Origin of the sequence: Streptomyces sp. NPDC021224, assembly GCF_044332905.1 — a bacterium.
In the GTDB taxonomy this organism is placed as follows: Bacteria; Actinomycetota; Actinomycetes; order Streptomycetales; family Streptomycetaceae; genus Actinacidiphila.
In genome coordinates this window covers 110,966-128,756 of the sequence record NZ_JBIRPW010000020.1, presented here as the reverse complement: position 1 = coordinate 128,756, position 17,791 = coordinate 110,966, and the positions used below count along the sequence as shown (strand labels likewise).

Genomic DNA, 17,791 nt, shown 5'->3' with positions numbered 1-17,791 from the left:
CGTCCCGCCCGCCGAGCCGAACCTCCACCCGCGACCCCAAGTCCGCCTCCCAGCGCGGCGGGCAGCACTCGCACAGCCGGGCGCAGGGCCCGGCCCGTGACCAGCGCCACGCGTGTGCGCCGTGCTCGGCCGCGCAGCGAGGCCGCCTCCCGCGCCGTGAACCTGTGGGGGCCTTCGCCGGACACCTGCTGCGCGGCACGGACGCCGACGTCGCCCGGCCGGCCGTCTGGCTGCCTTGCCGTCTCCCAGCGCGTCCTCCGGACGCCGTTTTTCCGGGGCCCGGTGGGGGAGTGGAGGGAGAGCGCGGTATCGCCGTGGAGCGCGCTGAGCCCGGCGCGTACGGCCACCGCCGTGGCCGTCGCGATCTGGCTCCGGACGCGAGCTCCTACGCGACCCGGCAGTAAACGCTCCGGTTCTGGCGCCGGGCGCTGCTGACGAGAGCAGCCAGACCGCTCACGATCGCGTCGGCGATCTCCGTGTCGATGACCTCGCCGTCCTCCGCGCGCAGCCGCGTCCACGAGGCGGCGACATCGCTCAACCTGGAGTGCGTGGCATCCGCGAGCGCGGTGGACAGGCGAGGCGAGATCGCGAGGACGGCGCATCCGTCGTCGTCCTGGCCGGCGACGGTGCGCGGCTCACCGGCCTCGACGAGATCCTCGAAGTCGCCGCCGGTCAGGAGGCATTCCCACTCGACCACGGCCTCTTCGGGGTCGAAGTTGCCGAAGGAGAGCGGCTCGAATGCCCGTCCCGGCCCCGTCCGGAGGGTCAGGCTCGCTGACGCGTCGTCCGGCGCGACGAAGAACTCCACGATGGTGCTCACCCGGGCATCATGCCCGACAGCCCCCAACCATGATCGGCCGGACAAGTCCTGCAAGCTCTCCTTCGTCACCGAGCACGACCGCGATCCCGCGGGCCCGTTCCGCCACCCCACGAAGCCCGCCCACACCCGGACCCGGACGCCCCGCTGCCCGCACGCCGACGGACGCGGGCGAACATGCGCCAGCTCACCCCGGCGGGGCCTGAGGACCGGCTCCGGTAGCGCCGCGGACGTCCGGCGTCGTCGCTCCCGCCCGCGCCCCGGTCCGGGGAGCGGGCGGCAGACGGGCGTTGTCGGCGGCACGTGCCAGGATGGGGACGTGGAACAGACATTCGGTACGCCGTTCATCGGCCGGGAGGACGAGCTCTCCCGGCTCACCGACGTGCTGAAGCGGGCCTCGGCCGGCGATCCGCGCGCCGTCCTGCTGTCCGGGGACGCCGGTGTCGGCAAGACCCGCATGCTGACGGAGGCCGCCACGCACGCGACCGCCGCCGGCATGACCGTCCTGACCGGCCACTGCGTGGACCTCGGTGACGTGGGTCTGCCCTATCTCCCGTTCACGGAGATCCTCGGCGCGGCCGCCGCCGACGACCGGTTCGCCCCGGTCTTCGCCGCGCACCCGGCCGTGGACCGCCTGACCGGCGCGGCTCACGGCACCGGCGGCGCGCCCGACCCCGGCAACCTCCTCCAGCTCTTCGAGGGTGTCACCGGACTCCTCGCGGACCTCGCGGACCTGGCCCCGCTCCTGCTCGTCCTGGAAGACCTGCACTGGGCGGATCAGTCCTCCCGGGATCTGCTCCGCTTCCTGCTCAGCCGGGGCATCCTCCAGCGGCCCTTCCCCGGCGGCCCGCCTCGCCGCCTCGCCGTCTTCGCCTCCTACCGCGCGGACGACCTGCACCGCCGTCACCCGCTGCGGCCGCTGCTCGCCGAGCTGGTCCGGCTGCACGCCGTCGACCGGCTCGAGCTGCGGCCGATGCCGGACGCTGACGTGGCGCGGCTCGTCCAGGCGCTGCGCACCGGCCCCGTCTCCGACAGCACGGTGCGCAGTATCGTCCGCCGCGCCGAGGGGAATGCCTTCTACGCCGAGGAGTTGCTGGCCGCGATGCCCGGCAACGACGGCCCCGCCTCCACCGCGATGCCCAGGGGGGTGGGAGGCCTGGGCGGCTTGGCCGACGTGTTGCTCATCCGGCTCGAGCAGCTCTCCGAGACAGCGCAGCAGGTGCTCCGCACCGCGGCCGTGGCGGGGCGCCGCGTCCGGCACGACCTGCTGCGTGACGCCGTACAACTGCCACAGGAGGAGCTGGAGTCGGCGCTGCGCGAGGCGGTCGGACGCCAGCTGCTGGTTCCCGGTGACGACGCGACGTACTCGTTCCGGCACGCCCTCACCCGCGAGGCCGTGTACGAGGACCTGCTGCCCGGCGAACGGGTGCGGCTGCACGGGGTGTTCGCCCGGCTCCTGGCGGGAGAGGGCCGATCGGCGGAGAGCGCGGCGGAACGTGCTCACCACTCACGAGAGAGCCACGACCCGGCCGACGCGCTGGCCGCCTCCCTCGAGGCCGCCGACCACGCGCAGCGTGTGGGCGCGCCCGCCGCGGAGCTGCGCCACCTGGAGTCCGCCCTCGAGCTGTGGGCGGCGGTTGACGCGTCCGATCGCCCCGGGACCTTCGACGCCATCACCCTCACGCTGCGCGCCTCGGCCGCCGCCGCCCGCGCCGGTGAACCCCATCGTGCCGTCCAGCTCACCCGCTCGGCGCTCGGGCGGGCCGGCGCGAACACCGACTCCGAACTGGCCGCGCGAGTGCGCTACACACTCGCGGGCGATCTCATGCGCGTCGACAGCCTGGCCGACGCCTTCACCTACAGCAGTGAGGCGCTCGCGCTCATCCCGGCGGAGCCGCCCTCGTCCACCTGGGTATGGGCGGCCGCGACCCATGTCATGGCCGCACGGTACGTGGGGCGGCACGAGGACGCCGAGCAGGTCGCCCGGCAGGCGCTGGAGAGTGCCGAACTGCTCCGGCTCGGCGACGCCCGTGCCGACGTGATGATCTCCCTGGTCGGCATGGAGGCGCACAACCGCCGGACCCCCGAAGGCCGGGACCGGCTGCGCCGCGCGCGTGAACTGGCCCGCGCCGCCGGGAACTTCTCGGTGGAGATGCGCGCCCTGTTCAACCTGGCCATCGGCTGCTACGAATCCGGTGACCTGGACGACAGCCTGACCTGGATCGGCGACGGCCTCGAACGCGCCACCCGGGCCGGCCTCCACTCCTCCCCGTACGCCCTGGAACTGCGCTACCTGCGGTCGCTGCTGCTCTACACGCTCGGCCGCTGGGACGAGTGCGCGCGAGCGGCCGCCGCCGACGCCGAAATCCTCCCGGTCGCAGGCGGGTTCGCGACCGGACCCGCGCTGTACGTGGCCCTCGCCCGCGGTGAGTACGACGCGGCCGTCACGGGCGCCCAGGCGCTGCTCGACCGCCCCTTCGACTGGATGTCGACACTCGTCGCGAGTGTCGTGCTGACCGACAGCGCCGCGCTGCGCGGCGATGCCGACGGCTCCGTCCGGCAGATGCGCGCGTCCGTCGAGGCGCTCATGGACGCCTCGGGTTCCGAGCGGCCCGACGTGGTGGTGCGGCTCGCGGCGCTCGCACTGGCGGCGGTCGCCGACGCGGCGCAGGAGTCCCGCCTGACCGCCGACACCGTGGCAGCCGGACTCTGGGCGAAAACCGCCGACGAGCTGGTGGAGCTGGCCCGGACCACAGCCGCCCAGGGCGAGGACGGCACCAGGCAGGGCCCCGAAGGACTGGCGTGGCTGGCCCGCGCCGAGGCCGAGGGGGCGCGCGCCGCCACCGGACCGGAGGTGGACGCCTGGGACCGGGCCGTGACGGCGTTCGGCTACGACGATCCGTACGAGCTGGCCCGGTGCCGTTGGAGGCTGGCGGAAGCCCTCCTCACCGCCGATCGCCGTACCGAGGCAGCCGAACAGGCCTACGCGGCCCGGGACACCGCTGTGCGGCTGGGCGCGGTTCCGCTGCGCGAGGCGGTGGACTCCCTGATCAGGCGCGGCCGCCTTGCGGACGCTCCGGCGGCCGCGGAGCGCATCGCCGCGCTGACCCCCCGGGAGAGCGAGGTCCTGCGGCTGCTCGGCCGAGGGCGCAGCAACCGGCAGATCGGCGAGGAGCTGTTCATCAGCGGGAAGACAGCGAGCGTCCACGTCTCCAACATCCTCGCCAAGCTGGGCGCCACGGGCCGGACCGAGGCCGTGGCCATCGCCTACCGCGAGGGTCTGCTCAAGCCCGGGACGACCGCTGACAGCTGATCCGGCCGCACATCAGTCGAGCGATCCCCGTACCCGGCCGGACGTGGTCCTGGCCGACGAGGCCCACTCCTCCCGCCCCATCCGCGACCACCTCCGCAGACGCAGCGTCAGGGCGGTCACCCCCGTCCGGTCCGACCGGCGCGGCCACCGACTCCGCCGCGGCAGCCGCTGGTCCGACCGGTGTTCCGAACGAAACGCCCTAACCTCGGAGCATGATTACTTGCGTCGTTGAGTACGTGATCGACCCGGCGAAGATCGAGGCGTTCGAGCGGTTCGGGCGTCGCTGGATGGAGCTGGTGAACCAGCACGGCGGCACCCACCACGGCTACTTCCTGCCGGCGGAAGGCGCGAGCGACAGGGCTCTGGCCCTGTTCAGCTTCCCCAGCCTCGCCGCCTACGAGGAGTACCGGACGCTCTTCGGTGCGGATCCGGAGTTCGTGGACGCCGACCGCATCAGGGACGAGAGCGGGTGCGTCCTGCGGTACGACCGCACCTTCATGCGCCCCCTCCTGCCCGGGTCCTCCTCGTGAACCGGGTCGGCGAGTAGGCGGGGCACGGAGATGCGCGCCGTGGACGGCGGCTGAAACGGCGGGGCGCCGCCGGTCGTGCGGATCCACGGAGGCGCCTTCCGGCCGGGGACCGCCGCTACCTGCCGCACACCCTGCAGCCGGGCCAGGCGACCGACCTCGCGGGCCGTGAGCGCGCTCCACCCGGGCCGGGTGACCACGAACGCCGACGGCACCCACGGCTACGCCCTCGGCACCCGCGTCCTGTACGGCGGCCCCGGCTGGGACCCGGCCAACCGACCGCTGCTCACCTCGCCCGGCAGCGTCCGACGACGAAGTCCTCGTCATCAGTGCACAGCTCCGCTGTTTGCCCGCGGGTTTCGGGGCAAGCCGACTGTGGGGGTCGGAGGCGGAGGAGGTGGTCCTGGTGGTGCTGGCGGATCGGTATCGGCTTGATCGGGTGGTGGGGCGGGGTGGTACGGCAGAGGTCTGGGCAGCCTGGGACCTGCGGCTGGCACGGCCCGTGGCCGTGAAGCTGGTCTCCGCCCGGGCCTCGGACGAAACGGTGGCGCGTTTCCGGCGCGAAGCCAGGACGGAGGCCCACCTCCACCACCGGCACATAGCCGAGATCTACGACTTCGGCACGCAGGACGGCCGGCCGTACCTGGTGATGGAGCTGGTCGACGGCCCCACTCTCGCCGACATGGTGCGGGGGCGCGAGCCGCGCCCTGCGGAGTGGGTGGCCGCTGTCGGAGCCGAGATCGCCGACGGTCTGGCGGAGGCGCACCGGCTGGGAGTGGTCCACCGGGACATCAAGCCGTCGAACATCCTGCTGGACGAGACCGGGTCGGTGAAGATCGCGGACTTCGGGATCGCCCAGTGCCTGGACCAGGAGACGACCACCCGCATCACCCGCGCCGGCACGGTCACCGGTACCAGCGCCTACATGGCACCCGAGGCGGCGCGCGGGCACACGCTGACTCCCGCGGCGGACGTCTACTCGCTGGGCTGCACGCTGTACCAGTTGCTGGCTGGTCGGCCTCCGTTCATCGGTGAGCACCCGCTGGCGGTGCTGTGCCAGCAGGTGGAGTGCACTGCGCCGCCGCTGCGGGAGTTCCGGCCCGGCCTGGCGGAGGAGGCGGAGGCGTTCGTCCGGCGGATGCTCGCCAAGGACCCGCAGGCCAGACCGACGGCCTTGGAGGTACGGGACTGGTGCGCGGCCGCGGCCCGGCAGACGACCGCATCTGCTCTTCCGGCCGCCTCCGTGCTCGCGCAGGCCCCTGACCTGCGGACCGGCCCGGGCCGCGGCGACCGCGGCCGCACGCGGGTGACCGTCCCGGTGCCCGTCCGCGGCCACCGCAGGGGTCCGGTCACCGCCGTCGGGGCGACCGCGGCCGTGGCGGTCGTCTCGGCGGCTGTCATGGCCCTGGCGTGGCCCGCTTCCGAAGGGCACGCCCCGCCGCCGCAGTCGGGCGCCCACACGGCGACGCACGTCACCACCGACGCCCGCCACCGGGGGACGTCGACCCCCGGCTCGCACTCGCCCCGCACCTCCGTGCCGGAAGAAGACACCCTGCCGGTGAGTGACGGGAAGACGTCACCAACCGCCGCGCCAAGTACCACGGGCCCGCTCGACACATCCGTGATCACACCTCAGCGAACCTCGGACAGCAGCGAGCCGGCCGCTCCTGCCCCCTCGTCCACGCTCGATGCGCCTGATCCGTCTCCCACCACCGCGCCGCCGACCACCCCGGCGTCCTCCGCCACTACTGAGCCCACCCCCACCGCGACGACCACGGCGCCCACGAGCACCGAGAGCCTCGGCTGACACAGCCCGGCTCGTCGTCCCTAGGTTGCGCTCCGGACGCGGAGGGCGATGAGTACCACTGATGTGGTCCTGGCGGCGGTGCGTTGACGGATTCGGCACGCTTCGGCAAGGGCTGCCGCGCGGGAACCGGTCGCTCCGCAGATCGACTGGCCGGCCGAAGGCGTCCTTACCCCCGACTGCTGTCGGTGGAAAGCGATCCGCACGTCGCGCTTGTCGCGACCCTGGCCCGAGCCGCCATCGACTTTCTCGGCGGTCCGCAGCGCACGCAGTGGAGATCCTGCACCGCGCCCCGCTGTGTCCGCTACTTCGTCAAGAGCCACGGGACGGCTCTGGTGACCGCACGGGCGCGGGCACCGGCCCGTCGGCACGGGGGCCGGGCCCGGTGGGGCATCTCCCACCCGCCGGTCCGGTGACCGGGCAGGCACCCGGTCTTGCCGGAGATGCCGACAACGAGGCGGGGTTGCCCCTCGTCCACCCGGGGAGAGCCGTCTGGCCACCGGGGGCCCTCCATGGTGAAGACCACCGGGCGTCACTCGTCGGGCGTGCTGCGAGGTGTGGTCGGGTGTCGGGGTCAGGAGCGGCGGTGCTTGCTGGCCCGGCGGAGGTTGTCGGTGTGGGTGGTGAGTGTGTCGAGGCTGGTGGCGAGGTCGGGGTGGCCGGTCCCGAGGTGGGAGCGGATGCCGGCCAGCGGAGCGATGAGGTCGGCGGCGTCGGTGGCACCGAGGGCGGTGTGCAGGGCCTGCAGTGCCGGGTCGGCCGCGGCGGGCAGGTCGGTGAGGGCCGTGATCCGGGCGGCGAGCGTGCGCAGGTCGGCGGCGTTGGTGCGGGCCCAGTCGATGACCGTGCGGTCGGCTGCCCTGCGGTCGCGTACGGCCTTGACGCGCTCGGCGCCCGTCTGCGTCGTGCCGGGCGCCGAGGGGCGCAGTCGGAGGTAACGGTTCTCCGCGGCCTGCCGGCTGGCGACGCCCATGGGCGGGGCGAGGTCGGCCCAGGTGGCGCCGGCGGCCCTGGCGGCCTCCACGATGCCGGCCTCCCAGCCGGCGAGCTGGGTGCGCAGTTCACGCAACAGGAGGAGGGCTGCCATGGCCTGGTGTGCGGCGGTCGGCGGCTCGCCGCGGGGGTGCTCGGCGGGGTCCTGGGCTCCGTGTACCGCGTCGTGTACCGCGTCCTCGATCGCGGACAGCGCGGCAGCCGCTGCCATGAACGACACGGGCTCGCCCGCGGTTCCGCCCCCGGGCGCGGACGGTTTCGTCTCCCCACTCACTATGGCGTCACCCTTTCCACGACATCTCGGCTTGTCATCCGATGGATGACATGTTACAACGGATTCAGGTGAAGCGCACTGGCACCTTGTACAGAGCAAACGGAGGTGTTCGCGATGCTGATGCGCACTGACCCGTTCCGGGAACTCGACCGTCTGACCCAGCAGTTCCTCGGCTCCACGGGAACCTGGTCCCGGCCCAGTCCGATGCCGCTCGACGCGTATCGGACCGGCGAGGAGTACGTGATGTGCTTCGACCTGCCGGGCGTGGACCCGCAGGCGATCGACATCGACGTCGAGCGGAACATGCTGACGGTCAAGGCCGAGCGCCGGCCCCGCCACGAGGGCGACGGCGTGAAGTGGGAGCTGTCGGAGCGCCCCCTCGGGGTCTTCTCCCGCCAGGTCGTGCTGTCCGACATCCTGGACCCGGACGGCATCAGCGCCGACTACGACGCCGGCGTACTGACCCTGCGGATCCCGGTGGCCGAGAAGGCCAAGCCGCGCAGGATCGCCGTGAACCGCAAGGACGACCGCAAGCAGATCCAGGCCTGACCGCCCCGACCGCGGCCACGGGCGCCCCGGCACGATCCCACGGGACCGCGCCGGGGCGCCCGCCCGGGCGGACTCCGCGGCCCTGCGCACGCGTCGGCCGTGATCCGCGCGAAGGCCAGGCCCCGATGCGGGGAGACCTTCAGGACACCGGCGTGGCGCTCCGCCTCAGGCGTGGACCGCCGCCCGCGCTCGGATCTCCTCCCACCCCCGACCCCCAGCGCCTTCGGCGCTGACCGACATCCCGAAAGGTTTTAGATGACCTGGGACCACCTCATCGCGCAGGTGCGCGACCTCGGCCGCTACGACAGCGACCAGGAAGCCGCCGATGTCCTGCGTGCTGTCCTGGCCGCGCTCGGCGGCCAGCTCGTCGCTGAGGAACGCTGCGAACTGGCAGCGGTGCTCCCTGTCGAAGCCCGTACGCACCTCGTCTCGGCGATCCCCCTCACCGAGCCCGCCGACGCTCCCGCCTTCGTCGCCACCGTGGCGGACGCACTCGGCACCACGTCGGCCCAGGCCCGCTGGCACACGACCTCGGCTCTCGCCGCCCTCGCCGAGATCGCCGGACCGTCCCTCACGGACCGCATGCTTGCCGAACTGCCACGCGGCTACGCGCTCCTGTTCTGCCGCCCCGACCTCCAGGCCGCCGCCTGACAGCACTTCGCATGGGGGACGGAATTCGGCCACCTGTAACTGCTTCGCGCACTTCAGGACCAGACCGTAGCCGTCCCCTCATAACCGTTGGAGGCGTCGAACCCTTTGACGACGACATAGGCGTACCTATTGGCTGACGTCTGAACGCAGTATCGGCTGCCGATGTCGATCGGCAGTTCCTCGGAGCCCTGGGTCGCTACGGTGTCCGAGCACTGATGCTTGTCGGGGGAAGACTTCCCGTCCCATTGGGCCACGGTGGGGTTCGTTGTGAAGAATCCACCGTTCTGCCCGTACAGGACGGACCCCTCCCTCTCGCCACCGGGGTAGTACACCCAGAAGTCCGCCTGGTTGTTGCTGGACAACACGTGCGCGGGCACGGTGTCGAGATCGACAAAGGTCAGGTGCAGGGAACCGTGCCAACGCACTTCGTCGGTGCTCGGAGACGGAGGAGCCGGTTTCGGGGAGGCCGTGACCGGAGCCGGAGCGGAGGAGGTCGTAGCAGCGACGCTGCTACCGGGACTCGGGCCGGTACCGCCCGCGGGCGGTGCGCCTCGCTCATCCTCGCCGTGCGCTCCGCCGTCGCCACCGAGGTTGAGCACGGCGACTGTCGCGAGGACGCCTGCGACGGTGAGGCCACCGAGGACCACCTTCCAGGACGGCGCGCGTAGACCCGGATGAACATGAAGGTCCCGGCCCGCCTGGTAGACGCGCCCGTCGCTGTCTGCTCTGGCGTCGAACCGCCCGGTCCCGCCCGGCGTGTTGTCGTCCTGCGGGGTCATCGCTCAGTGATGTTCAGGTCCCGGCCCGCCTGGTAGACCCGCCCTCGCTTCGAGGCGTTCGCCCGCATCGAGACAGCAGGCGCGGGCCTTCCGCCGGCCTGTGCGGGGTCGAGCTCGGCCAGCAGCTGCCTGAGGTGATCGGCGGCGCTCGGGTCCGTCGCCAGAAGGCGGCGCAGTCGGGCCTGCCACTCGATGCGGAGCGACTCTTCCGAATCGGCGTCGCCGCTCGCACGAGCGGCAAGCAGGTCGGTGCGCGTTGCTTCCACCTCCGCGCCGATCGCATCGCTTCGATCAGGACGGATCTGACGCCACATCCTGACGACGCCGCTGCGAACGCTCGTCCAGGCGTCCGTGGCCATCAGCGTGACGAAGGTCGACGCAGCACCGCCTGCGAGCTCCGTTAAGTCCGGCTCCATGATTCCTCCCCTGCGCGGAGGCCCCCGCGCCCCCGTCGGCGGTACATGATAGCAGTCGGACCGTGAGAGCTATTCCCTTTCGTGACGGGCCCTCAGGGGACGTAAAGGCCGATCTCGCCGATCGGTTCATCGAATATCTGATCGTTCACGCGAAATGACGGGAAGACGTTGAACGTGTGAAGCCGATTTTCGGAACGGTCTTCTGCGATGACGAGTACGGCGAGTGCGTTCGTCGGTATTCGGCTCGTGTGGCGGGGGCGTGGCTCAGACCAGTTCGGGGCGTGGTTCCGCCGGTCGCGGGCGCAGTCGCAGCTCGCCGGCGGGCTCCTGGTCCCATCGCCTTGTGGTCCACACGTAGGGGAGGACCACCGAGACCAGTGCGAGGACGAGAAGCGGTCCGAAGAGCCACGGGTGCCTGGCCATCTCCACTGGCAGGTAGCGGTAGGACAGCAGCAGCGCGACGAAGACCGTCGCACCGCGGGCCACCAACCATGACGCCGACCAGTCCCAACCGCGGTCGAGCGCGCGCATCGCCGTCTCCACGGTGAGCGCGAACACCGCGCCGGCGACGAGGTCCGCGCCGTAGTGGTAACCGAATCCCAGCGTGGCCGTGAGCGTGGCGACCAGCCAGAACGCGCCGGCGGCGCGCAGCGCCCGCGGACCCTTGCGCGAGTGGACGAAGATCGTGGTCGCCCATGCCGTGTGCAGGCTGGGCATGCAGTTGCGCGGGGTGATCCCGTCGAACGCCATCGGGTGCGGGCGCCCGATCGGTGTCGGTGTGTCCGGCCACAGGTTGGCCGCCGCCCAGTGGCCGCCGTCGGTCCCGAAGGCGAAGACCGGGCCGACCACCGGGAAGATCATGTAGACGGCGGGTCCGAGCAGGCCGATGACCAGGAACGTACGCACCAGGTGGTGGCCCGGGAAGCGGCGGTCCACCGCCACGTTGCGCAGTTGGTACAGGGCGATGACGGCCGCTGCCAGCGGCAGCTGGCCGTAGACGCCGTGCAGGAGGAGGGAACCCGCCGGACCGGTGGCCGCGACCGCCCGGCCGACCAGCCACGACGGGTTGCCCAGCGCGTGATCGGCGGTCGCCACGTACTGGTCGAGCACCATCGGGCGGGTCTTGGACGTGATGAGCAACCAGGTGTCGCCGGTCTTGTGGCCGGTCACCAGCAGCAGGCCAAGTCCGACACCCTTCAGCAACAGGGCGCGCTCCTGTCCGGTGCGGCGCGTGACGGCGATGACCGCACAGCCCAGGATCACCCACAGGGCGCCGTTGCCGAAGTGCACCCCACCGCCCACCGCCCACCGCACGAGGCAGAAGACGACGTCGATGCCGATCGCCGCGCCGAGCGCGACGAACCGCTGCCGCCAGGTGAGCACCACCATCGTCAGTGCCAGTCCGGCGTACAGCAGCGGCCCCGAGGTGGGGGCGAACACCACCTCGCGCGCCTGGTTGGTGACGGGGCCGGGCAGACCGTAGTGGCGCGCGGCGATCTCCAGCGAGACGAGGAATCCGAGGACCACTGCGCCTGCCGCGCCCCACAGCACGGCACCTGGCCGGTGCCGGGTGGCGACCGCTGTTGTGCTGCTTGCCCGCGATGTCTTGGATATCAAGTCTGGCCGATGTGTCGGGTATCGGCCGCACGGAGCATTCTTCGTGCCGGACGGCACGCTCTTCCCGGCGAACGCCGGCCGAAGAGGGCGATCCCCGTGATTTCGAACATGTTACCGGGGCTCGAACTGGCGTTGAACGGGGGTCGCGGGTGCGCGGCGGCGCGGGATCGCCACGGGCGGACACCGAGCCCTCGCGACGTTGGGGGAGGGCCCGCTTGTACTGTGCAGACCTGGACATCTGAAAGGGAAATCCCTCGTGAAGAGCTTCACTCTGCCCGGTACCGACATCGTCGCCCCGAACGTCGTGCTCGGCCTGATGCGTATCGCCGACAAGAGCGACGAGGAGGTCCGGGAGCTCGTCCGCACCGGGCGCGACGCGGGCATCGACTTCGTCGACCACGCCGACATCTACGGCGGCGAACTGCACGCCTGCGAACGCCGCTTCGCCGAGGCGATGGCGCTGACCCCGTCGCAGCGCGACGAGATCACGATCCAGACCAAGGCGGGGATCGTGCCGGACGGCGGCTACTACGACTTCTCCTACGAGCACATCGTCGAATCGGTCGAGGGCTCGCTCGCGGCCCTGCGGACCGACCGCATCGACATCCTGCTGCTGCACCGCCCGGACGCGCTCGTCGAGCCCGAGGAGGTCGCGCGCGCCTTCGACGCGCTGGAGTCCTCGGGCAAGGTGCGCGCCTTCGGCGTCTCGAACCACACCCCGCACCAGATCGACCTGCTGCGCAGGTACGTGCGCCAGCCCATCGTGGCCAACCAGCTCCAGCTCTCGATCACCCACGCGCCGATCGTCGCGCAGGGGGTCGCCGCGAACATGCTCGCGGAGCAGCAGGCAGCCACCCTCGACGGCGGCGGGATCGTCGACTACTGCCGTCTGCACGACATCACCGTCCAGGCGTGGTCCCCCTTCCAGGCCGGCTTCTTCACGGGTGTCTTCCTCGGCTCGCCGGACTACCCCGAACTCAACGCCGTCATCGACCGTCTCGCCGCCCAGTACGACGTCCCCGCCATCGCGATCGCGACCGCGTGGATCACCCGCCACCCCGCACGGATGCAGGTCGTGCTCGGCACCACCAGCCCCGAGCGCGTCGCGGGCGCCGCACAGGGCTCCGACCTGCGGCTCACCCGGGCCGAGTGGTACGAACTGTTCCGCGCCGCGGGCCACATCGTCCCCTGAGGGCGGGACTGCCGGCGTCGCTGTGCCGCGCCGAGGGCGGCCGGTACACGCCGTGGTCCGTACTTGGAATGGGGCCGGGCGGGTAGCTGACCTTCGAAGGGGTCAGATGCCGACCGTGGAGGAGGGCTTCCGTGCGTGGGGTGATGCGCTGGCTGGACCAGCACTTATGGGCTTACGCCCTGTTGCTCGTCGTGGTGGACGCAGGTGTCCTGATGGCTGTCCGGCCCAGCCGTTCGCCGATCGGGGCGGTGCTGAGCGCGGCTTTCTACGCCGCGTTCTCCCTTGCGCTCTACCGGCGGCGCCGGCGCAGGGACCTGGCCGCGGCCGGCGACGAACACGCCGACATCCGGGGTCTGAACCGGATGATCAACAAGGGGCGGATCCCGGAGGATCCTGCCCGGCGTCAGCAGATGCGTGGCCTGATGGCCCGTCGGAAGGGGCAGCTGCGCCGCCTGCGGTGGCTGGCGCCGGCCTTCACGGCGATGGTCCTGGCTGTCGCGGTCCTGCCGCTGGTCAGTGGCAAATGGGTGGCGGCCCTGCCGCTCCTCGGCCTGCTCGTCGTCCTGGACGGCATGGTCTGGTTCGGATACCGGCGCCAGCGCCGTACGCTGCGCCGGCTCGAGCAGCGGCTCACCTGACCGGCGTCCGGGCCTGCCGGGCCGTCAGGGCTGTGCAGGCGGCGTCACCAGATGACCAGGGAGTTCACGTGGGCGGTGGGACCGAACGGGCGCCGGTGCGGCCCGCGCACACCGGCGCCTGGACGGACTCCGTGGTCACCACCGCCAGGCCGCCCGGCGACTCGGCAGGCCCGCCCGCCTTCCGCAACCATGGCGCGCATGTCTTCGCGGGCCGCGGTCTGGCCGGACTGCGAGAACGGGTGGAGATGCCGGGCGGAGAGTCCGTGGCGGGGCCCCTCGGACAGGGCGGGTTCCGCGAGTCCCTGCTCGCCCCCGCCGTCAGCCGGCCAGGGCGCGGCGGGGGCCTTCCGGTCCGGGGTGCGGGGGTTCACCCGCGGCGCAGGAACATCACGATGGCGACGACGATGACGATCAGAACGACAGTTCCCAGGCCGATGTACATAGTGAATCCTCTTCCTCGGGGTGGGGGAGCCCGCCGGGTACGCCCGGCGGACCGGCCGGAGCGATTGCTCCGGCTGGAGGCATCTGCCCCGGGAACCGATCCGCACGCATGAGCGACTTCGACGCCCTGGCTCCTCCTCCGGCCGTCGGCGCCCCCGCCGAGGCGGTCGGCCCGTCGTCCCGGTCTGCCCGCAGGGGGGCCGGCCGGGCGGATGCCCGTCGCGTCACCGGAGCGCATCCCTCCGGGGCGGAGGTCGAAGGACCCCGGTGGGGGAGCGGGCCGCGGCCCTGGCGCGACGGGCGGCCCCCAGCCGTGCTGGATGCCGCCGCGGGCGGTGGGAGGCTTCACGCCCGGGTCCGGGCGTGAACACCGCCGTCCGGGGCAAAGGGGGCCTATGGACGATGCAGCGGCAGACGGGCCGAGAAGGGCCTTCGTACTGGGCGGCGGCGGGGCGCTGGGCGCCCACGAGGTGGGCATGCTGAAGGCGCTGTTCGCCGCCGGTATCCGGCCGGACGCGGTCGTCGGCACCTCCGTGGGGGCGATCAACGGCGCGGCGGTGGCCGCCGAGCCGTCGCCCGCCGCCATCGACCGCCTCGCCGACCTGTGGACCGGGCTCGGCCGGGCCGGTGTGTTCACCGGCTCGCTCCTCGGACGCCTCACCACCGTCGTGCGCAGCGGCACCCACCTGTACGCGCCCGGTCCGCTGGACGACCTGCTCCGCTCGCATCTGCCCGTGAGCCGGGTCGAGGACCTGGCCGTACCCTTCCAGTGCGTGGCCGCCAGCATCGAGAAGGCCGCCGAGCACTGGTTCGAGGACGGCCCGCTCATCGAGGCGGTCCTCGCCTCGTGCGCCGTACCGGGCCTGCTGCCGCCCGTCGAACTGGACGGCGAGCACTTCGTGGACGGCGGGCTCGTCAACAGCATCCCCGTCGCGCGGGCGGTGGCCCTGGGCGCGCAGGAGGTCTACGTCCTCCAGGTGGGCCGGGTCGAACGCGCCCTGCGGCCGCCGCGGTTGCCGTGGGAGGTGGCCCTCGTCGCCTTCGAGATCGCCCGCCGCCACCGTTTCGCCCGTGACATGGCGGAGCTGCCGGGCGGCGTGACCGTCCACGTTCTGCCCAGCGGCTCCGCGCAGCCCACCCCCCTCGGCCAGTTGCGCCACCGCACGTTCGGCCACACGGCCCAGCGCATCGAGGCGGCGTACGCGGCGTCCTCCCGCTACCTGGACACCGCGCTCGCCGGACCCGGCGGTGGAAAGGCGTCGCAGTGACGTCCCCGGTGGAGGGCACGCCGACGCCGGGCGTGCCGGAGGCAGTGCCGGGTGCCCGGCAGCCGGTGGCGGGCGCGCTTCCCGGGGCGGGGCGCGCGCGGGGGGCCCGGCACCCGGAGGGCGGCGCGGACCGCACGCCACCGGCCACCGACGCCACGGCGGCCGGCCCGCGCCGGCGAGCGGGTGCCACGGCCCTCGCGGTGGCGCGACGCGCCACCACCGTGCCGCTGCTGCTCGCGCTCATCCCGGTCGTGGCCGCGCTGTTCGCCGTCGCCGCCCTCGCCGGTGCGGTGTCCCTCGCCGCCCGCAGACCGGCCCGGCCCGCCCGCGTCACCGGCTTCCTGCTCCTCTACCTGCTGGCGGACTGCGCGGGCCTCGTCGCGGCGGCGGCGCTCTACGTACGCCACCCTCCGGGCCGCCGTGGTGCGCGCGAGGCACGTGTCGCGGGTGCGTACGCGGTGCTGACCCGGCTGCTGACGTACCTGCGCGCGGCGGCGCGCCCCCTGTTCGGCCTCGACCTGCGCGTCACCCCGCGGATACCGGCCCCGGCAGAGCAGCCCGGTCCGCCGCTGCTGGTCTTCGCCCGGCACGCGGGCCCCGGCGACTCCTTCCTCGTCCTCCACACCCTCCTCGGCGAGGCGGGCCTGCGCCCGTACACGGTGCTCAAGGGCTCGCTGCGCGCGGACCCGTGCCTGGACGTACTGGTCAGCGAGGTCCCGCACTGCTTCCTGCCCGCGCCGGACGGCGGCGACCAGGAGGCGATCGGCGCGCTGGCCGCCGCGCTCGGTCCGGGGGACGCGCTCGTCCTCTTCCCGGAGGGCGGCAACTTCACCCCGCGCCGCCACCGCAGGGCGGTGGCCTCGCTGCGCCGCCACGGCCGCCTGCGGAAGGCCGCACGCGCCACCCGGCTGCACTACGTCCTGCCGCCGCGTGACGCGGGCGTGCTCGCGGCCCTGGAGGCGGCACCGACCGCCGACGCGATCTTCGTGGCGCACTCCGGCCTGGACGTCATCGACTCCGTCCGCTCGGTCTGGAACGGCATCCCCCTGCACCAGCCGGTGCGGGCCCACTGGTGGCGCGTCAGCTCCGGGGACATACCGCGCACACCGGAAGCCCGCAGCGAGTGGCTGCTCACCCAGTGGACCCGCGTGGACGCCTGGATCGCCACCCACGCGCCCCCCGGCACCGCCCACGTCTGAGCCCCGCCCGTCCACCCGTCGGCGGCGCTCACGGACCCCTCCGGGTACTCACCTGCCGCCGCTGTCACCCGTTCCGGTCTGAGTAGGAGTACGGATCCGCGGGCGACCGCCCGTCGGCAGACTCGGGGGCAACCGAAGAGGGGGATCCCATGAAGAAGTCTGTCGGCGGCTCCGGTCGCGCTCTCGCCCTGCTGGTGGCCGGAAGCGCGGTCGTCGCACTGACCGCCGCGTGCTCCATCGATCTCCGGGACGCGATCTGCGGCTCGGACGAGTACCCGGTCGCCGCCGTCGGGTCCGCCGGCGGCGGCTCCTGCGTCCCGGACAAGGAGCAGCCGCCCAAGGGCAGTGTCCGCTACCCCCAGGGGAAGGTGCCGCAGCACGTCGACGACAAGTGGGACAAGTACTGGCAGAACCACGCGCTGGACGCGAACGGCAAGGTCGTCACCGACCCGGACCAGGCGGGGGAGGGATGACCCCCGCGGGGTGATCGGCGTCGCCGGGCCCCGGCAGCGATGAGTTTCGGCGGTGCGGGGAGTCGGTCTTCTCGGATGCGTACTCAAGGAGACCGAGTGTTCGGAGGGAACATGTCCGTCAGTGGGACGGGGCTGCCGGCTGTCGTCGATGCCGAGGTCTGGGCGCGGGAGTTGGCCGCGCTGCGGGCGCGGGAGAAGGCGGCCACCCGGGAGCTGGACGCCATCGCCGCGCAGCGGCGGCGGTTGCCGATGGTGGAGATGCCGGACTACGTGCTGGAGGGGGAGGACGGGCCCGTGCGGCTCGTCGAGGTCTTCGGCGGGCAGCCGCAGCTCGTCGTCTACAACCACATGTGGCGGGACGGGGCGGCGTGGCAGTGCGGCGGGTGCACGGGGTTCACCTCGCAGTTCACCCGGCTCCTCGGGCTGGAGAAGTTCGACGCGCGGTTCGTGGTCGTCACACAGGGGCCGATCGACGAGGCGCTCGCGTACCGGCGGCGGGTGGGCAACACGATGACGTGGTACTCGACGGCGAACAGCCCGTTCGGCAGCGACGTCGGTGCCCCGCCGGGCGGCGGCTTCGCCGTCAACGTCTTCCTGCGCGACGGCGACACCGTCTACCGCACCTGGCACACCGACGGGCGCGGCACCGAGCAGTTGAGCCATCTCTTCGGCCTGGTCGACCTGCTTCCCTACGGCCGCCAGGAGGAGTGGCAGGACTCTCCCGAGGGCTGGCCGCAGTCCCCGACGTACAGCCGCTGGGCGTCCTCGCAGGAGATCGCGGCGGCGTACGGGGAGGGCGCGGGCGGCTGAGGCGGGGCGGTTCCGGGGTGCCGCCCATGG

At 72.8% G+C, this 17,791-nt stretch carries 16 protein-coding genes and 3 pseudogenes; 14 read left to right on the top strand and 5 right to left on the bottom strand.

Going from position 1 to position 17,791, the window contains the following annotated elements; translation table 11 throughout:
* Positions 1-2: 2 nt before the first annotated feature.
* Positions 3-104, top strand: a pseudogene (locus ACH4PY_RS33000) (plasmid stabilization protein); the annotation flags it as partial.
* A gap of 281 nt (positions 105-385) precedes the next feature.
* On the opposite strand, the gene ACH4PY_RS32995 reads toward ACH4PY_RS33000, so the two are convergent.
* Complete coding sequence (locus tag ACH4PY_RS32995; RefSeq protein ID WP_398191585.1) at positions 386-820, bottom strand: hypothetical protein; 435 nt, start codon at positions 818-820, stop codon at positions 386-388.
* 316 nt (positions 821-1,136) lie between these two features.
* On the opposite strand from ACH4PY_RS32995, the gene ACH4PY_RS32990 reads away from it, so the two are divergent.
* The 5 genes and pseudogenes from ACH4PY_RS32990 to ACH4PY_RS32970 form a co-directional block, all read left to right on the top strand.
* A complete protein-coding gene (locus tag ACH4PY_RS32990; protein WP_398191582.1) occupies positions 1,137-4,130 on the top strand; it encodes a helix-turn-helix transcriptional regulator in 2,994 nt (997 codons plus the stop codon).
* Positions 4,111-4,293: pseudogene (locus tag ACH4PY_RS32985) on the top strand (IS5/IS1182 family transposase); the annotation flags it as partial. The gene ACH4PY_RS32990 and the pseudogene ACH4PY_RS32985, both read left to right, overlap by 20 nt.
* Before the next feature lie 49 nt (positions 4,294-4,342).
* Positions 4,343-4,660, top strand: coding sequence for an NIPSNAP family protein (locus tag ACH4PY_RS32980; RefSeq protein ID WP_398191579.1), 318 nt, complete (start codon positions 4,343-4,345; stop codon positions 4,658-4,660).
* A 394-nt stretch (positions 4,661-5,054) separates the two neighbouring features.
* Positions 5,055-6,464 carry a protein kinase gene (locus ACH4PY_RS32975; RefSeq protein WP_398191577.1) on the top strand — a complete coding sequence of 470 codons (1,410 nt, stop codon included), beginning with the start codon at positions 5,055-5,057 and terminating at the stop codon, positions 6,462-6,464.
* 111 nt (positions 6,465-6,575) lie between these two features.
* Positions 6,576-6,877: pseudogene (locus ACH4PY_RS32970) on the top strand (hypothetical protein); the annotation flags it as partial.
* A 158-nt stretch (positions 6,878-7,035) separates the two neighbouring features.
* On the opposite strand, the gene ACH4PY_RS32965 reads toward ACH4PY_RS32970, so the two are convergent.
* Entirely contained in the window at positions 7,036-7,665 is a 630-nt protein-coding gene (locus ACH4PY_RS32965; protein WP_398191574.1) for a type III effector protein, read from the bottom strand.
* A gap of 177 nt (positions 7,666-7,842) precedes the next feature.
* Here ACH4PY_RS32965 and ACH4PY_RS32960 point away from each other — a divergent pair, with 177 nt between their 5' ends.
* Positions 7,843-8,277 carry an Hsp20/alpha crystallin family protein gene (locus ACH4PY_RS32960; protein WP_398191571.1) on the top strand — a complete coding sequence of 145 codons (435 nt, stop codon included), beginning with the start codon at positions 7,843-7,845 and terminating at the stop codon, positions 8,275-8,277.
* Between the two features lie 255 nt (positions 8,278-8,532).
* Positions 8,533-8,928 carry a DUF2267 domain-containing protein gene (locus ACH4PY_RS32955; protein ID WP_398191569.1) on the top strand — a complete coding sequence of 132 codons (396 nt, stop codon included), beginning with the start codon at positions 8,533-8,535 and terminating at the stop codon, positions 8,926-8,928.
* A gap of 53 nt (positions 8,929-8,981) precedes the next feature.
* On the opposite strand, the gene ACH4PY_RS32950 is transcribed toward ACH4PY_RS32955, so the two are convergent.
* The 3 genes from ACH4PY_RS32950 to ACH4PY_RS32940 form a co-directional block, all read right to left on the bottom strand.
* Entirely contained in the window at positions 8,982-9,707 is a 726-nt protein-coding gene (locus ACH4PY_RS32950; RefSeq protein ID WP_398191566.1) for a hypothetical protein, read from the bottom strand.
* On the bottom strand, positions 9,704-10,123 hold the full coding sequence (locus ACH4PY_RS32945; RefSeq protein WP_398191563.1) for a hypothetical protein: 420 nt from the start codon (positions 10,121-10,123) through the stop codon (positions 9,704-9,706). Before ACH4PY_RS32945 ends, ACH4PY_RS32950 begins: the two co-directional genes overlap by 4 nt.
* 264 nt (positions 10,124-10,387) lie before the next feature.
* Positions 10,388-11,674 (bottom strand): phosphatase PAP2 family protein, encoded by a 1,287-nt coding sequence (locus ACH4PY_RS32940; protein ID WP_398191560.1) that lies wholly within the window; start codon positions 11,672-11,674, stop codon positions 10,388-10,390.
* A gap of 322 nt (positions 11,675-11,996) precedes the next feature.
* On the opposite strand from ACH4PY_RS32940, the gene ACH4PY_RS32935 reads away from it, so the two are divergent.
* The 6 genes from ACH4PY_RS32935 to ACH4PY_RS32910 all read left to right on the top strand — a co-directional run bounded on the left by ACH4PY_RS32935 (position 11,997) and on the right by ACH4PY_RS32910 (position 17,761).
* Entirely contained in the window at positions 11,997-12,932 is a 936-nt protein-coding gene (locus ACH4PY_RS32935; RefSeq protein WP_398191557.1) for an aldo/keto reductase family oxidoreductase, read from the top strand.
* A 131-nt stretch (positions 12,933-13,063) separates the two neighbouring features.
* Positions 13,064-13,570, top strand: a complete 507-nt coding sequence (locus tag ACH4PY_RS32930; protein WP_398191554.1) for a hypothetical protein — start codon at positions 13,064-13,066, stop codon at positions 13,568-13,570.
* An 836-nt stretch (positions 13,571-14,406) separates the two neighbouring features.
* On the top strand, positions 14,407-15,279 hold the full coding sequence (locus ACH4PY_RS32925) for a patatin-like phospholipase family protein (protein ID WP_398191551.1): 873 nt from the start codon (positions 14,407-14,409) through the stop codon (positions 15,277-15,279).
* 200 nt (positions 15,280-15,479) lie between these two features.
* On the top strand, positions 15,480-16,478 hold the full coding sequence (locus ACH4PY_RS32920) for a hypothetical protein (RefSeq protein WP_398191548.1): 999 nt from the start codon (positions 15,480-15,482) through the stop codon (positions 16,476-16,478).
* A gap of 149 nt (positions 16,479-16,627) precedes the next feature.
* Complete coding sequence (locus ACH4PY_RS32915; RefSeq protein WP_398191545.1) at positions 16,628-16,951, top strand: SCO0607 family lipoprotein; 324 nt, start codon at positions 16,628-16,630, stop codon at positions 16,949-16,951.
* Between the two features lie 111 nt (positions 16,952-17,062).
* Positions 17,063-17,761 carry a DUF899 family protein gene (locus ACH4PY_RS32910; protein ID WP_398191542.1) on the top strand — a complete coding sequence of 233 codons (699 nt, stop codon included), beginning with the start codon at positions 17,063-17,065 and terminating at the stop codon, positions 17,759-17,761.
* Positions 17,762-17,791 lie beyond the last annotated feature (30 nt).

Excerpts from the sequence above, each read along its gene's own strand:
- ACH4PY_RS32980 (WP_398191579.1), top strand. The coding sequence starts at position 4,343 with ATGATTACTTGCGTCGTTGAGTACGTGATCGACCCGGCGAAGATCGAG.
- ACH4PY_RS32965 (WP_398191574.1), bottom strand. The coding sequence starts at position 7,665 with ATGGCAGCGGCTGCCGCGCTGTCCGCGATCGAGGACGCGGTACACGAC.
- ACH4PY_RS32960 (WP_398191571.1), top strand. The coding sequence starts at position 7,843 with ATGCTGATGCGCACTGACCCGTTCCGGGAACTCGACCGTCTGACCCAG.
- ACH4PY_RS32955 (WP_398191569.1), top strand. The coding sequence starts at position 8,533 with ATGACCTGGGACCACCTCATCGCGCAGGTGCGCGACCTCGGCCGCTAC.
- ACH4PY_RS32950 (WP_398191566.1), bottom strand. The coding sequence starts at position 9,707 with ATGACCCCGCAGGACGACAACACGCCGGGCGGGACCGGGCGGTTCGAC.
- ACH4PY_RS32945 (WP_398191563.1), bottom strand. The coding sequence starts at position 10,123 with ATGGAGCCGGACTTAACGGAGCTCGCAGGCGGTGCTGCGTCGACCTTC.
- ACH4PY_RS32925 (WP_398191551.1), top strand. The coding sequence starts at position 14,407 with ATGGACGATGCAGCGGCAGACGGGCCGAGAAGGGCCTTCGTACTGGGC.
- ACH4PY_RS32915 (WP_398191545.1), top strand. The coding sequence starts at position 16,628 with ATGAAGAAGTCTGTCGGCGGCTCCGGTCGCGCTCTCGCCCTGCTGGTG.
- ACH4PY_RS32910 (WP_398191542.1), top strand. The coding sequence starts at position 17,063 with ATGTCCGTCAGTGGGACGGGGCTGCCGGCTGTCGTCGATGCCGAGGTC.